Genomic DNA, 14042 nt, shown 5'->3' on the forward strand with positions numbered 1-14042 from the left:
CGCCGTCGGCATCTCGCTACGCCGCCGGGGCAGCTCAGCCGTCGAACGTGAGGCGCACACGGCCGTCCGCGAGCCGGGTGGCGCGCACCTGCTCCAGGTCCGGCACGTGCACGGTCGGGCCGTGTTCACCGGCGCGCGGGCCGACGCCGACGACCGGCATACCGGCGGCCAGGCCCGCCGCGATACCCGCGCCCGAGTCCTCGAACACGACACACTCCGCGGGCGGAAAACCCAGCTCTGCCGCGCCCTTGAGGAACCCCTCGGGATCGGGCTTGCTGGCGCTGACATCGGTGGCGGTGATACGGACCGCGGGCATCCGCAACCCGGCCGCCGCCATCCGCGCCGCGGCCAGGGCCGGAGTCGCGGAGGTCACCAGCGCGTGCGGCAGTTCCTGGAGCGCCGCGAGGAAGGCGGGCGCGCCGGGCACCGGGACGATGCCGTCGGTGTCGGCGGTCTCCTGCGCCAGCAGAACGCTGTTCTCCGCGTAGTTCTGCTCCATCGGGCGGTCCGGGAGCAGCGTGGCCATCGTCAGATGTCCCTGGCGGCCGTGTGCGACCCGCAGCACCTCGTCGGGGGCGAGCCCCTGCTCGACGGCCCAGCCCCGCCAGACCCGCGCGACCACGGCGTCGGAGTTGACGAGCGTGCCGTCCATGTCGAGCAGCAGCGCGCGGACGGTGAGCGGCGGTGTGGGCATGCGGAGGCTCCCGGGATCGCGATCGGTCGGCGCACAGCCGTCAGAAATGCTGCACAGCTGCCGGAAAGAGGGCGCAGCAGTGGCAAGAAATGACGGCGAACAGAACGCACAGGACGAGAAAACAGATGGCCCGCCCGCCGGTCAGGGACGCCCCTCCCGTCAGGTGAGGGACACGGGCGGGACCATTTGTTTCTCCATCATACAAACCAGCTCTGGAATCCGGCCAGCCCTGTGCCGGTCCAGAAAAACGGCCCACTGTGAACGCACGGAAACAGCCCTGCTGTGCCCGTACGGAATACAGCCCGCCTGCGCCGGACCGGAGAACAGGCCCCTGTACGGGAAAAGGCAGCCCTGCCCGCGCTCCCGCTCAGCCCGACGTGCGGGCCTCCAGATGGCGCCGGGTGGCCGGGCCGTACTCGCCAGGTGTGTCGTCCCACAGGTGGTAGTGCGCCTGGTAGCGGAAGACGGCCTCCTGGACGCGCGAGGAGTAGACGCCGTCCTCCGGCGCATCGCGGTCGTAGTAGCCGGCCTCCTTCAGGCGGCGCTGCAACTCGACGACATCGCCGCCCGTGTCTCCGGGGCGGAGGGTCTCTCCCGAGGGGCGGCCCGGCCATCCCGGATGCGGGCGGCCGTGGTCCCGCTGCCCGTCCCCCGGTTGGCCCGGCCGGCCGGTCGGGCGCCCCTTGCCGCTCCGCGAGGGGGACGGGCGCGTGGTGTGCTCGCCGCCGTTCCGGTCTGCGCGGGGGGCTTGGGAGGCGCCGGTGCGGGAGGGGGCGGGCTGGGGCCGCTCGCTGCGTTCCGGGGTCTCCTCGGCGGACGGGGAGGGCGAGGACAGGTCGTCGTCGGGCGCGCCGGTCGGCATGTGGCGCAGTGCCCGGCCGTCCCCGGTGCGGCTGCCGTCGTCGGTCAGCAGTTGGGTCGTCAGCAGGCCGCCGCCGAGCACTGCCGCCACCCCGACCCCGGCGAACACCGCCGTGCTGGGTCTGCGGCGCTCACGCATCCGGCGGTGGGCCGCGGGCGCCGGGGCGGCGGCGGAGGACTGCGCACGGTGCTTCGAAGCCCGGCTGCCACCCGATCCGGTGACGGCGGGCAGCTCGGCCGTCTCCTCCGTACCGTGTGCGGCGAACGGCGACAGGTCGGGCAACGGCACATGGGCGTCCTGGGCGCTCACAGCGGCCTGTTCGGGTGCCTCGTGCCGAGCCTGCGCGGAGTCGCTCTCCCGCAGTTTTACGTAGGGGCGGATGTGCAGCGGATCCTCCGGTTCCCGCGCCGGCTCGCCGCCGGCCGGTCCGCCGCCGGCCGATTCTCCTCCGCCGGGCGGCCCGCTGCCGGCTGCCGTACCGTCAGCGTGTGCGCACGCCTGAGCGCTCCCGCCGCACTCGGGACATCGTCCGTCCCCCGTCATCCCGGTCCCCTCCCCTGGCACCGCCACTCCGTCCGTCGCACGGCGGCCGTGCCCGAATCGCCAGTAACTGTCCAGTGCTGGACCATACGCGGTCGAGGACGGTCAGGGTCAAGCACACAGGAAAAGCCTGACAGGTGCGGAAAGTTCACACTGCGGAAGAGTCCGCCTTTCTTCTGCGGAAGCGCCCTGGGCGGCTGGACGAGAGCGCTCGCCGGACCGCGCGCCGCCAACCGCGTCGCGGTCACGCCGCCCGGGGCGGCTCCGACTCGCCGACTTCCGCGTTCAGTTGCCGTACCAGCTCCGTCAGATCCGTGGGGCGGTCGGGTGTCCACCAGTCGCCCAGCAGCTCGGCCAGCTGCTCCTGGCGGGCGTCGGAGAGGGCACGAGCCGCCTGTTCGCCGCGCGGGGTGGCCACCAGCTCCAGGCCCTCCCGGGTCGCCAGCCCGCGCTCCTCCAACTCCCGTGCCCCGTCGGCGATGACGCGACGGGGCACCACCCCGGCGTCCTCCAGCAGCGCGGGCTCGACCGGCCCGTCGTACTGGACGCGCAGCAGCATCCACGTTGCGGCAGGGGCCAGATCGAGCCCGGCGGTCCGGGCGATCCGCGCGTACAGGTCGCGCCGGCCCTCGATGGTGCTCAGCCGGGAGAGGGCCCGCAGGACCTCGTCGGCGGGGCTGCGCTCGACGGGGCACGCGCCCAGCGTCTCGCTCTCGTCGGGCACCTGCACACTGCGCCGCAGCCGCTGCTCGCGCAGCAGCCAGGTCAGGACGAAGGCCAGCGCGGCGAGCGGCGCGGCGTAGAGGAAGACATCCGTGATGGCGGACGAGTAGGCGTCCAGCACCCCGCGCCGGGCAGCGGCCGGTAGTCGCCCGACGGTCTGCGGGTCGTGTTCCAGGGACTCCGGTGTGATCCCTGCGAGCAGGTTCTGGCCGCGCAGCGCGTCGCTGAGCTTGCCGCCGAGCCGGGAGGCGAAGATCGCGCCGAAGACGGCCACGCCGACCGCGGCGCCCACGGAGCGGAAGAAGGTGACGCCGGAGGTGGCCACACCCAGGTCCGCGTAGCGCACGGCGTTCTGCGCGACCAGCACCAGCACCTGGAGCACCAGTCCGAGGCCGAGGCCGAAGACGGCGAAGTAGATGCCCATCTCCCACTGTGAGCTGTCCGGCGTCATCCGGTGCAGCAGCAGAAGTCCGCCGGTGGTGATCGCGGTGCCCAGCACCGGGAAGATCTTCCAGTGCCCGGTGTGGGTGATCAGCTGGCCGGACAGTGTGGAGGAGACGAGCACGCCGCCCACCATCGGCAGCATGTGCACACCCGACAGCGTCGGCGTGATCCCGTGCACGACCTGGAGGAAGGTCGGCAGATAGGTCAGACAGCCGAACATGGCGAAGCCGATGACGAAGCTGATCGCCGAACAGAGGGTGAAGTTGCGCACGGCGAAGATGCTCGGCGGCAGCACCGGCTCCGCCGCCCTGCGCTCGACCGCGATGAAGCACGGCACCATGACGACGGCCAGCACGGACAGTACGTAGATCTGTGCCGAGTTCCATGGCCAAGTGGTGCCGCCCAGTGAGGTGACGAGCACGACACAGGTGGCGACGGCGGCGATCAGGAACGTGCCGAGGTAGTCGATCCGGTGCGGCTGGGCGTGCACCGGGATGTGCAGCGCGAGGGCGATCACCACCATGGCGACGATGCCGATCGGCAGGTTGATGTAGAAGACCCAGCGCCAGTCGAGGTGCTCGGTGAAGAAGCCGCCCAGCAGCGGGCCGAGCACGCTGGTCGCACCGAACACCGCGCCGAACAGGCCCTGGTAGCGGCCGCGTTCGCGGGGCGGCACCAGATCGCCGACGATCGCCATGGACAGCGTGATCAGCCCGCCGCCGCCCAGGCCCTGTACGGCGCGGTAGCCGATGAGCTGCGGCATGTCCTGCGCCACCCCGCACAGTGCCGAGCCCACCAGGAAGATCACGATGGCGATCTGGAAGAGGCGTTTGCGCCCGTACTGGTCGCCGAGCTTGCCCCACAGCGGGGTGGCCGCCGTCACGGCCAGCAGATAGGCGGTCACCACCCAGGACAGGTGCTCCATGCCGCCGAGATCGCTGACGATGGTGGGCAGCGCGGTGGCGACGATCGTCTGGTCGAGCGCGGCCAGCAGCAGCCCGAGCAGGAGCGCGCTGATCGGCAGCAGTACCCCGCTGGTGCGAGGGGGTGCCGTTGCCGCCGCGTGTTCCCCGCTCATACGCCCACGGTGCCCTGCCGGGTGGGCCCCGGCCCGCCGACCGCCTCCGTTCGGGGGACGGGCAGCTCCTGGGCGACGGCCTCATAACGGGGCCCCTGGGCGACGGCCTCAACGGGGCCCCTAGGCGACGGCCTCATGACGGGCACCCCTCAGGCGACGGCCTCATAGAGGCTGAACGCGGCCAGGGCCAGCATCAGCAGGGCCGCGACCCTGGTGATCAGCCGCAGCGGGACGTACTTCATCAGGGTGCGGCCCCCCAGGATGCCCAGCGCGGCCACCGCCCACAGGGCGAGGACGGCCCCCACGCCCACCGAGAGGGGGTCGTCGTAGCGGGCGGCGAGGTTGGCGGTCATGATCTGCGTCAGATCGCCGAACTCGGCGACGAGGATCAGCATGAAGCCGCTGCCCGCCACCTTCCAGAACGACTGGTCGGCGGGCTTGCGGGCCTGCTCCTCCTCACCGTCGTCCTTCTTGAGCAGCAGCATGGCGGCGCCCAGCAGGAACAGCACGCCCACGATGCCCTGCACCAGCCGGTGCGGCAGCAGAGTCAGCACGCTGCCCGCCGCGACGGCGAGGACGACGTGGACGAGGAAAGCGGCGGCGACGCCCGCGAAGACGTAGGACGCGCGGTAGCGGGTGCCGAGCATCAGTCCGGCCAGGGCCGTCTTGTCCGGCAGTTCGGCGAGGAAGACGACGCCGAACACGACGGCGGTGACGGTGAGGCTGAGCACGGGGTTCCTCCGTGGTCGGGGCTGCCGCACCGGCTCCAGCACACTTCGGCACGGCAGCGTCATGGGCTGTCCGTGCACCGGGCACGAACGCGGACGCTACGGCCGAAGGTCTCGCTGGCGCGGCACCGCCACCGAGTGGCGGACGCCTCGCTCCGGGCGCCGGGCCCGCACGCGGCGGGCCAGTGTGTCGACGGTCCGGCGAAGAGCTACTCCCCTTCAGACTCGTACGACTGTACGCGATGTCCGCGCCCCGCTGCGATCGACGCTCCATGTGACGCAGGAGCCGGGAGGCGTGGCAGAGGGGGACGGCGAACGGCTTGTGCGGCCAACTCCCGTACGACATCCGTCGGGTGGGTGTATCGCGTGTGGACGGAGACTGTTTCCCGGGCAGGCTCTTGAAGTGACGTGCACACGACCGTCAGGCTGTGTGCCTGCACCGCCAACAGCACCACCCGACAGCAAGCACCCGACGCACCGTTCCACCGCACCACCGCTCGACTTCCCCCCACACCATGGGAGTTCGCATGGCGCACAAGCACCGGACAGCCCTCACCCTCTACGCGCGTCGACGCTGGTCGGCGCTCCTGGCGGCCCTCGCAGCCGCCGTCTGCGGAACGCTGACCGCCCTCACCCTGGGCGCCTCCCCCGCCGCCGCCGAGCCCCCGGCGCCGCCCAGCGCATCCGAGGCCACCACCATGCTCGGGGACCTCACCGAGAAGGCCGAGGGCTCGATGGACGGCTACTCGCGCGAGAAATTCCCGCACTGGAGCGACCAGGGCGACAACTGCGACACCCGCGAAGCCGTCCTCAAGCGGGACGGCGAGGGCGTCGAGACCGGCAGCGACTGCTACCCGACCAAGGGCACCTGGAAGAGCCCCTACGACGGAGGGTCCTGGACCAAGCCCTCCGACGTGGACATCGACCACATCGTCCCGCTCGCCGAGTCATGGCGCTCCGGTGCAGCCGACTGGACCCAGGACAAGCGCCAGGAGCTGGCCAACAATCTCAAGATCGCCCAGCTGATCGCGGTCACCGACAACGTCAACCAGGAGAAGGGTGACAAGGACCCCGCCAAGTGGATGCCGTCCGAGTCCGGCTACCACTGCACCTACGCCCGCATGTGGATCTGGGTCAAGCACACCTACGACATGACGGCGGACTCCGAGGAGAAGGCGGCCCTCAAGAAGGCCCTGGGCACCTGCTGAGCCCGTACCCGGTCAGGAAACTGGTCGGACGGCTCCCTCGTTCCGTACGGTGCGGGTTCAAGGCCCGCACCGTACGGCGCCACACGGACGAGGGAGATCCGCATGACCGGCCTCCGACTGGGCCCGCTGCTGCGCTACGTCGACCAGGACACCGCCACGGTATGGGTGGAGACGGACACACCCTGTCAGGCCGAGGTGCACTGCGAGGGCTCGACAGCGGGCGGCACGGCCCGCACCTGGCAGGTCGCGGGACACCACTACGCGCTGATCACCGTGGTCGGCCTGGAGCCGGGCACCGAGACGCCGTACCGCGTCACGCTCGACGGCGAGCAGGTGTGGCCGCTGCCCGACTCCCCGTTCCCCACCAGCACCATCCGCACCCTGCCGCCGCCCGAGGCGGCCCCCCGCGAGACGGCGCCCTTCCGGATAGCCTTCGGGTCCTGCCGCTGGGCCGCCCGCCCCTCGGGCGCCCGGCACGATCCGATGGGGCCCGACGCGCTGGACGCGCTGGCGCACCAGGCGATCTCCGGCGGCCCCCGCCCTGACGTGCTGCTCCTGCTGGGCGACCAGGTCTACGCGGACGAGACCTCGGAGCCGGTCCGCGCGAAGCTCGCCCAGCGCCGCGATGTGAGCAGACCGCCCTGGGACCAGGTGGCCGACTACGAGGAATACACACTGCTGTACTACGAGTCCTGGCTGGACCCGGAGGTGCGCTGGCTGCTGTCCACCGTCCCCAGCTGCATGATCTTCGACGACCACGATGTGATCGACGACTGGAACACCAGCGAGGCGTGGCAGCGCGAGATCCGCGCCACCGACTGGTGGCGCGAGCGCATCCTGAGCGGGCTGACCTCGTACTGGGTCTACCAGCACCTGGGCAACCTCTCCCCCGCCGAACTCGCCGAGGACCCGGTCTTCGCGGCCGTACGGGCCGCCGAGGACGGGGCGCCGCCACTGCGCGCGTACGCCGAGCGCGCCGACCAGGACCCGACCGCGGCCCGGTGGAGCTACCGCCGGGACTTCGGCCGGATCCGGCTGGTGATGATCGACACCCGCGCGGGCCGCGTACTGCCGGAGCGCGAGCGGCGGATGGTGGACGACGAGGAGCTGGACTGGCTGCACGAGCAGGTGCTCGACGGCGGGCCCGGCGCCGTCGACCATCTGATCCTGGGCACCTCGCTGCCGTGGCTGCTGCCGCCCGCAGTGCACGGCCTGGAGTCCTGGAACACCACACTGTGCTCGGGGGCGCGCGGGCCGCGCTGGGCGCGGTTCAGCGAGAAGCTGCGGCAGCGCGCCGACCTGGAGCACTGGGCGGCCTTCCCGCGCTCCTTCCGCGCCCTGACCGAGCTGATCCAGCGGGTGGCCGCCGACCAGGACGCGCCCGCCTCGGTCAGCGTCATCTCGGGTGATGTGCACCACGCGTACGTCACCGAGCCGGAGTTCGACGACCTGAAGGTCGCAGGCGGCGGGCAGCGCTCCCGCGTGGTGCAGCTCACCTGCTCGCCGATACACAACGACATCCCGGCGGTGATGCGGGCCGGCTTCCGCTTCGGCTGGAGCCGGGTCGGCCGCCGGCTCGGGCAGACGCTGGAACGGCACGCCCGCACCGAGGAGCCGCCCATCCGCTGGAAGCGGACCGGCGGCCCCTGGTTCGGCAACATGCTGATGACGCTGACGCTGCACGGCCGCGACGCCGGCTTCGCGCTCGACCAGGCCCGCCCGGCGACCTCCGCGCCGGACGGCACGCCCCGCTCCGGACTGGAGCGGGTCTTCAGCGGCCGGCTCAGCGGAGCGGAACCGGCCGCCGGACAGAACTGACGGCGGGTCGGTGCCGTCGGTCGGCCAGCTGCGCGGGGCAGTTGCGCGGGCGGGTCAGTCCGCGAGCGGGTCAGCTGCCGTTCAGCGGTACGCGTCAGCTGCCGCTCAGCGGTACCGAGAAACAGGCGACCCGGGCACCCGCCTGGCCCGCGTGTCCGTGCCCGGTGCTGGTGCCCCTCTCGTGCAGCACCACCGACTCGGCCTCGCCCGCACGGAACGTCCAGTTGTGCCGGGAGACGGCCTCGCCCCGGCCCTTGCGGTCGGTGGTGAAGTCGAGCCAGACCTCGTTGCGCGGGTTGGCGTAGCGGGGGTTGGTGGACGGCTGCACCGGGTCCTTGCGGTGCTGGTAGTGCGGGCCCGAGTCGTCGGGCTTGGCACCGCAGGGCTTGGTGTGCACATGCGCACCATAGGTGCGGTTCTTGAGCAGGCCGCGCACCTGCAACCGCACTGTGGTGCTGCGCTCGGTGGCCTTCCGCGCCACCATGATGCCCGCCCCGACGGGCACCTTTGCACGGTCGTAGGTGACCGCGTCGGGACGGATGAACGCCTTCGCCGGCGAGAACCGGTCGTAGCGCACCAGGATCGACCGGTAGCTGCCGCCGCGGGCCGCGTCACCGACAGAGTGGGTGGTGTCGATGGCGGCGTCGCCGTCGCTGGTGTGCCGGATGACCGGATCGGAACTGTCGTCGCTGTCGCTGCCGAACCGGAAGGGACGGTCCTGCGCCTTGCCACCGGTGATCTCGACCTCACCGGTGCTCACATTCACGCGCACGCTGCCGAGTTGGGCGTCGCGCATGCGGTTCGGCAGGTCGCGGAGATCCTTCAGCGCCGCGAGACGGTCGATGTCCCTGCCGCCGAGGTCCCGGCTCTTGACGTCGGCTCCGCCGAGGTTCTTCAGTACGTCGGTGAGGCGCTGGAGGTCGAATTGGCCCGCGCGGGCCGTGCGTTCCCCGTCGTCGTCTCCCGGTACGTCGCTCGCCGTACTCGACCCGCTCCCCGCGAGCAGGGCCGTCACCAGCGTGACAGCCGCCGCTCCCCCCACCCCCACCGTGTGCATACGTGCCCTCATCGTGCCGGCCTCCACTGATTCACGGTTGTCCTATGGTCCGATTCCGTGACATCCGTATCCACGAGTGCGGCAGAAGTGTCGCCACGTGCACCCAGCGGCCCTGAGCGGGGGACCCGGGCGTACGCTGTACGGCGGTAAACCGCCAGCCGACGAGAGCCGGACAGGGGAAGAAACGGGGACAGCAGTGCCGGAAATCCTGGGGTCGGTGACCGGATCCCCGTGGATCTACGTTGTCATCGCCGTATCCGTACTGCTCGACGTCTTCGTGCCCGTCCTGCCCAGCGGCGTCCTGGTGATCGCCGCTTCCACCGCCGCCGCGGGGACCACGGCCGCCGACGCCGCCGACCTGCCCACCGCGGCCGCCCGCAGCGCGGCCGAGAGCGGCCATCTCGTCGAAGTGCTGCTGCTGATGCTCTGCGCCGCCTGCGCCTCCGTACTGGGCGATCTGGCGGCGTGGCGGCTGGCCTGGCGGGGCGGCGACCGCTTCGACCGGGCCGTCGCCCGCTCCCGCAGGCTCACCTCCGCGCAGGAACAGCTCGGCCGCGCCCTCTCCCAAGGCGGCGGCGCCCTCGTCGTGCTGGCCCGGTTCGCGCCCGCCGGGCGCTCGGTCGTCAGCCTGACCGCGGGTGCCACACACCGCAGCGCGCGGGACTTCGTGCCCTGGTCGGCGCTGGCCGGAGTGGCCTGGGCGGTCTACAGCGTGGGCCTCGGCTACCTCGGCGGCCAGTGGCTTGGCGCCAGTTGGCTGGGCACGGCCGTCTCGGTGCTCGCGCTGTTCCTGGCCGGCGGATTCGCCGCCTATCTGATACGGCGTGAGCCGGAGGCGGACACCGAAGCGGACGGCCCTCTCGCTGAGGCGGCGGGCACGGTCGCGGACGTACTGCCGGCGCATAGTACGGCGCCAGTCGTGCCCGCGCTGCCGGCCGCGGACCGGCTGCCGCTCCCCGGCGCGTTGCCGGCCCAGGGCTGGCCATCGATGCCGAACGCGTTGGCGGCGGCCCGCGGCGTGCTTCCCGGCCCCACCACCTTCCCCGTGCTGCCCGTACTGCCGACCATACGCACTTCCGGTGACGGCGGCGCCGAGGACGGAACGGTCAGAAGCTCCGCCACGGTGCCACCAGCGCCCGCGTGAACTCCCATGGCTGCTGGACTCCCGAACAGCGGTCCTCGGCTGGACAGGCTAGCTTTCCGCGGGGCCGGTCCCGGCTGACGGACGCCGGCCGGGCCGGCCGCCGCTGGTGGGCGCAGCGCGCGAGAGTGCGGAAGTCCTCGACGGCGACGACCTCCTGATGACCCGTGGTGCCGTTCATCGCGGAGATGCCGCTGTACGCGTACCTGGTGGCCGCGTCGCAGCCGTACGCCTCCCGGGCCGGTCTTCGGCCGCGGTGCAAGGGGCAGGCGGCCCTCACCCGCGCGACCGCCTCGCCGGTCCTCCGGCGGACTGCGACGCTCTCGTACGCCACCGGCAGCACGCACAGCAAAAGGTCCCCGCAGACGACTGCGGGGACCTTCCATTCCACTGCTGGTCAGAGCTTGACCGTCCGGTGGGCACAACTGGGATCGAACCAGTGACATCCTGCTTGTAAGGCAGGCGCTCTACCGCTGAGCTATGCGCCCGGAGCATGTGTGGGACGACAGCGTACCTTGCCTGGTGGCGGGCAGTGCAAACGTGGGTGGCGGGAGCGTTCCGTGAACGAATCAGCTCGTGTGTTCGTTGAGCCCAGGTGGGAGAATGAGCAGCGGTCGAAGAGCCACAGGCGCGTACGGGGAGAGGTTTCGTGACGGCGATGAACGGCGGTGGCATCCGCCGCTGGGGCTGGGGCAGTGGCCGCGCGGATCATCTCCGGGCCGATGCGCAGGCCGCGAAGGACGCCGCAGCAGCCGCCTTCTACGAACTGGACACCGCCCAGCGTGAGCTGCGTATCTCCATAGAGACGATCAGCGCCGTCGACAGCTCCCCAGCGGGCAGGAAGGCTGCCGCAGACTTCGCCGACCTCGGCAGACGGATCGACAGCGTCAGCCATGACTACATCACCGCGGTCGACGCCCACGATCTCGACCGTGACGACCTGGACGCCGCTGCCGCCACCCGGGCCCGTACCGAGCTGGACCGGGCGCGCGGCGAGCTGGAGCGGGCCAAGGGGGAGCTGGACCGGTTCGCGCAGAGCCTGGGCCCGCTGCTGACCCGCGCGGAGAACCAGCTCGCCCGCCTGGCGCCCGCCGTCGAGCGGGCGCGGCAGGCGCTGCTGGCCGCGAGCAACGCGCTGGACGCCGTACGGGCCAAGGGGCTGCGGGCGGACGACCTCGCGGCACGGCTGGCGGCCCTCTCGCCCGAGCTGACCAAGCTCAACGAGGGCGCGGGCACCCACGGCGTGCAGGAGACCATCCACCGCGCCGACCGGGTCGTACGGGAGGCCGAGGCGATCCGCGCAGAGGCGGAGGGGCTGCCGCAGAAGGCGGCCGACATCGACAAGCGGCTCGCCTCGCTGCGGACCCGCACCGAGGCGCTCGAGAACAGGGCCAAGCAGGTGGAGCCCGTCCTCAGCGAGCTGCGGCGCCGCTTCAGCGCGGCGTGCTGGCAGGACCTCCAGCAGGTGCCGCAGCAGGCCGAGCGCTCGGCGCGGCAGGCCGACGAGAAGCTGCGGGAGGCCCGCACGGCCCGCCAGGAGCAGCGCTGGCCGGACGCCACCGCGCTGCTGTCGACGGTGCGGGCACTGCTGAACACCACCGACGAGGCGGTGAAGGCCGCGGGCGAGCGGCTGCAACGGCTCAACGAGGTCTCCTTCGACCACACCAAAGAGGTCGAACGCACCCGCTTCGCGATCCGGGACGCACAGCGGCTCGCGATGGCCGGCCGCAGCACCCCCGATCCGCGGCACGCGCAGCCGCTGGACAACGCGGTGGAGCGGGTGGACCGCGCGGTCGCCTCGCTCACCGGTCGCCACCCGGACTACTGGCACCTGCTCACCGAGCTGGACGCGGTCAAGGAGACGGTGCAGCAGGTGGTCGAACAGATCCGACAGGAGCGCGCGGCCGGGCACTGAGCCGGACCGCCGACGCACTGCGGCGAGGCCGGGGTGTGGGCCCAGAGCCGGGGCCCTGCCGCTACTGAGCGTCGCTGTTGAGGCACAGGCCCTGCGGGCGGATGCTGGAAGGCGAGAGCTGAGCTGAGTGCCTCCGGCCGCCCCGAGGAGGGCCCCGTGGCCGCGTCACCGACCCGTACGTTCCGCTACCGCCGCTTCCTGCCACGCGGGCGGCGCGTGCTGGACGAGCACATGCCGGTGCACCACAAGCTGAGCCGTATCTACCGGGTGGGCGCCGGGCTGGTGGGGATGATCCTGACGGCTTTCGGCATTCTGGGGCTCACCGACAACATCGGCTTCTTCGACATCGGCGGCGACCGGGTGGCCGGTCTCAACACCAACGGCGCGCTCAGCGTGCTCTCCATCGTCGTCGGACTGCTGCTCTTCGCCGGCATGGTGCGCGGCGGCAACTTCGCCTCCGGCCTCAACATCACCCTCGGCGGTCTGTTCCTGCTGAGCGGGTTCGTAAATCTGGCACTGCTGGAGACGCGCTTCAACGTGCTCGCCTTCGAGCTCCAGAACGTTCTGTTCAGCTTCGTCGTCGGACTGCTGCTGCTCGTCTTCGGGATGTACGGGCGGGTGGGCAGCGCCCTGCCGCACGACAACCCGTACTGGCAGCAGCGCCACCTGGAAGAGGTCGAACGCGCCCGGCGCGCCCGGGACCTGCGCGAACAACGGACGCTGGCCCGGCTACGCGGCGAGGAACTGCGCCGCAGGGCCTCGCTCTATGGCGGCGAAGAGCCGGGCGAGGGAGTTGGAGAACCGGAAACGCCCTCGCCGCCCGAGGACGCGGACGGCGATCAGCGGCGCCCCGGCTAGGCGCAGACCTTCCGAGCGCCGCAGGGGGACGCGCCCCGAAGGGGCGCGGGGAACTGCGCGACCAGCCGCAGACGACCCGCAGCCTGCCGGCACAGGCAGGGGCACCCCCTCCCCAGCACACCAGGAGGGACCCACCAAGATGCGCCGGGCAACACACCTAGCGCGGCTCCATCAGCGCCGCACTCATCCGCCGCAGCACCGTCTCGCCCGCCAGGACCCCGCGCTCCGGCAGCACCCGAACGTGTGGCAGCTGCCAGCCGCTGTCGGCGAGCTCACCATGTGCGGGGCGCCAGGCCACCTCGGCGGCGCCCAGCAGGTCGGCGTCGAGCAGGGAGTCACCGGCTGCGAAGGTCCGCGCCGTCCCGGCCCGGCGGGCCACCTCGGCGACGGCGGCGCTCTTGGTGAGCGGGTGCGGTACGGCGTAGATCTTGCGGCCCTGGAGGGAGACGCTCCAGCCCTGCGGGCCCGCCCAGGCGGCCAGTTCCTTCACCCATGTCTCGGGCAGCAGGGACCGTTCGACCACCAGGTAGGCGAACAGTCCGTCCGCGACCCGCTCCTTGAGCAGCCACTCAGGGCGTGCCCGGCTCAGCATGTGGTCGCGGACCTGGGCGAGCGGGGCGCACTCGGTCAGCCGCTCGCGCACCCGTTCCCGCCACTCGGGGTCGCTCTCGCCGTCGACCAGCAGATGGCCGCCGTTGGCGCAGACCGCGAAGCGGGGCGGCGGCCCGGGCAGCCGGACGCGACGGTACTGCTCGGGGGTGCGGGTGGTGGCGGGCACGAAGACCGCGCGGTCGGCGAGCGCGGCCAGCAGAGCGGCGGCCTCCTCCGTCATGAAGGAGAGCGGCCGGTGCTCGTACATCTCGACGCACAGCAGCCGGGGCGCCCGGTGGTCGGGCATGGTCAGCTCCAGGGCCGCCGCCGAGTAGATCAGGGTGCGGTCCAGATCGCTGGTGACCAGGATGCGGTCTGCCGCGGA

General features: G+C 72.0%; 12 protein-coding genes and 1 tRNA gene. 5 read left to right on the forward strand and 8 right to left on the reverse strand.

All coding sequences use genetic code 11. The features are described from left to right. Positions 1-34: 34 nt before the first annotated feature. The 4 genes from ACQEU8_RS29060 to ACQEU8_RS29075 all read right to left on the reverse strand — a co-directional run bounded on the left by ACQEU8_RS29060 (position 35) and on the right by ACQEU8_RS29075 (position 5072). Positions 35-694, reverse strand: coding sequence for an HAD-IA family hydrolase (locus ACQEU8_RS29060; RefSeq protein ID WP_433106258.1), 660 nt, complete (start codon positions 692-694; stop codon positions 35-37). A gap of 367 nt (positions 695-1061) precedes the next feature. After that, positions 1062-2099 carry a peptidoglycan-binding protein gene (locus tag ACQEU8_RS29065; RefSeq protein WP_433106260.1) on the reverse strand — a complete coding sequence of 346 codons (1038 nt, stop codon included), beginning with the start codon at positions 2097-2099 and terminating at the stop codon, positions 1062-1064. Between the two features lie 241 nt (positions 2100-2340). Beyond that, the gene (locus ACQEU8_RS29070) at positions 2341-4341 is read right to left on the reverse strand and encodes a DHA2 family efflux MFS transporter permease subunit (protein WP_433106262.1); all 2001 of its coding nucleotides are present in this window, start codon (positions 4339-4341) and stop codon (positions 2341-2343) included. Positions 4342-4490: 149 nt separating this feature from the next. Next, on the reverse strand, positions 4491-5072 hold the full coding sequence (locus ACQEU8_RS29075; RefSeq protein ID WP_433106264.1) for a TMEM165/GDT1 family protein: 582 nt from the start codon (positions 5070-5072) through the stop codon (positions 4491-4493). Positions 5073-5596: 524 nt separating this feature from the next. Between ACQEU8_RS29075 and ACQEU8_RS29080 the strand changes: the two genes are divergently transcribed. Further along, on the forward strand, positions 5597-6277 hold the full coding sequence (locus ACQEU8_RS29080) for an HNH endonuclease family protein (protein WP_433106266.1): 681 nt from the start codon (positions 5597-5599) through the stop codon (positions 6275-6277). 102 nt (positions 6278-6379) lie between these two features. Next, the gene (locus ACQEU8_RS29085) at positions 6380-8095 is read left to right on the forward strand and encodes an alkaline phosphatase D family protein (RefSeq protein WP_433106268.1); all 1716 of its coding nucleotides are present in this window, start codon (positions 6380-6382) and stop codon (positions 8093-8095) included. A 94-nt stretch (positions 8096-8189) separates the two neighbouring features. Here the strand turns inward: ACQEU8_RS29085 and ACQEU8_RS29090 are convergent, their stop codons facing one another. Next, the gene (locus ACQEU8_RS29090; protein ID WP_433106270.1) at positions 8190-9164 is read right to left on the reverse strand and encodes a superoxide dismutase family protein; all 975 of its coding nucleotides are present in this window, start codon (positions 9162-9164) and stop codon (positions 8190-8192) included. A gap of 205 nt (positions 9165-9369) precedes the next feature. Between ACQEU8_RS29090 and ACQEU8_RS29095 the strand changes: the two genes are divergently transcribed. After that, positions 9370-10296, forward strand: a complete 927-nt coding sequence (locus ACQEU8_RS29095; protein ID WP_433106272.1) for a DedA family protein — start codon at positions 9370-9372, stop codon at positions 10294-10296. Here the strand turns inward: ACQEU8_RS29095 and ACQEU8_RS29100 are convergent. Beyond that, positions 10259-10684, reverse strand: a complete 426-nt coding sequence (locus tag ACQEU8_RS29100) for a hypothetical protein (RefSeq protein ID WP_433106274.1) — start codon at positions 10682-10684, stop codon at positions 10259-10261. The genes ACQEU8_RS29095 and ACQEU8_RS29100 overlap by 38 nt on opposite strands. 25 nt (positions 10685-10709) lie before the next feature. Continuing rightward, positions 10710-10781: transfer RNA gene (locus ACQEU8_RS29105), tRNA-Val, on the reverse strand. A 170-nt stretch (positions 10782-10951) separates the two neighbouring features. Here ACQEU8_RS29105 and ACQEU8_RS29110 point away from each other — a divergent pair. Next, complete coding sequence (locus ACQEU8_RS29110) at positions 10952-12208, forward strand: hypothetical protein (protein ID WP_433108804.1); 1257 nt, start codon at positions 10952-10954, stop codon at positions 12206-12208. A gap of 156 nt (positions 12209-12364) precedes the next feature. Beyond that, positions 12365-13066, forward strand: coding sequence for a DUF4383 domain-containing protein (locus tag ACQEU8_RS29115; RefSeq protein WP_433106276.1), 702 nt, complete (start codon positions 12365-12367; stop codon positions 13064-13066). A gap of 157 nt (positions 13067-13223) precedes the next feature. On the opposite strand, the gene ACQEU8_RS29120 is transcribed toward ACQEU8_RS29115, so the two are convergent. After that, positions 13224-13964, reverse strand: a complete 741-nt coding sequence (locus ACQEU8_RS29120) for an HAD family hydrolase (RefSeq protein WP_433108806.1) — start codon at positions 13962-13964, stop codon at positions 13224-13226. Between the last annotated feature and the right edge of the window lie 78 nt (positions 13965-14042).

Source organism: Streptomyces sp. CA-250714, from assembly GCF_050936705.1.
Lineage (GTDB): Bacteria > Actinomycetota > Actinomycetes > Streptomycetales > Streptomycetaceae > Streptomyces.

Bases quoted from the DNA above. Each gene is read 5' to 3' on its own strand.
- ACQEU8_RS29060 (WP_433106258.1), bottom strand. From the start codon at position 694: ATGCCCACACCGCCGCTCACCGTCCGCGCGCTGCTGCTCGACATGGAC.
- ACQEU8_RS29065 (WP_433106260.1), bottom strand. From the start codon at position 2,099: ATGACGGGGGACGGACGATGTCCCGAGTGCGGCGGGAGCGCTCAGGCG.
- ACQEU8_RS29070 (WP_433106262.1), bottom strand. From the start codon at position 4,341: ATGAGCGGGGAACACGCGGCGGCAACGGCACCCCCTCGCACCAGCGGG.
- ACQEU8_RS29080 (WP_433106266.1), top strand. From the start codon at position 5,597: ATGGCGCACAAGCACCGGACAGCCCTCACCCTCTACGCGCGTCGACGC.
- ACQEU8_RS29085 (WP_433106268.1), top strand. From the start codon at position 6,380: ATGACCGGCCTCCGACTGGGCCCGCTGCTGCGCTACGTCGACCAGGAC.
- ACQEU8_RS29090 (WP_433106270.1), bottom strand. From the start codon at position 9,164: ATGAGGGCACGTATGCACACGGTGGGGGTGGGGGGAGCGGCGGCTGTC.
- ACQEU8_RS29110 (WP_433108804.1), top strand. From the start codon at position 10,952: ATGAACGGCGGTGGCATCCGCCGCTGGGGCTGGGGCAGTGGCCGCGCG.
- ACQEU8_RS29120 (WP_433108806.1), bottom strand. From the start codon at position 13,964: ATGCCCGACCACCGGGCGCCCCGGCTGCTGTGCGTCGAGATGTACGAG.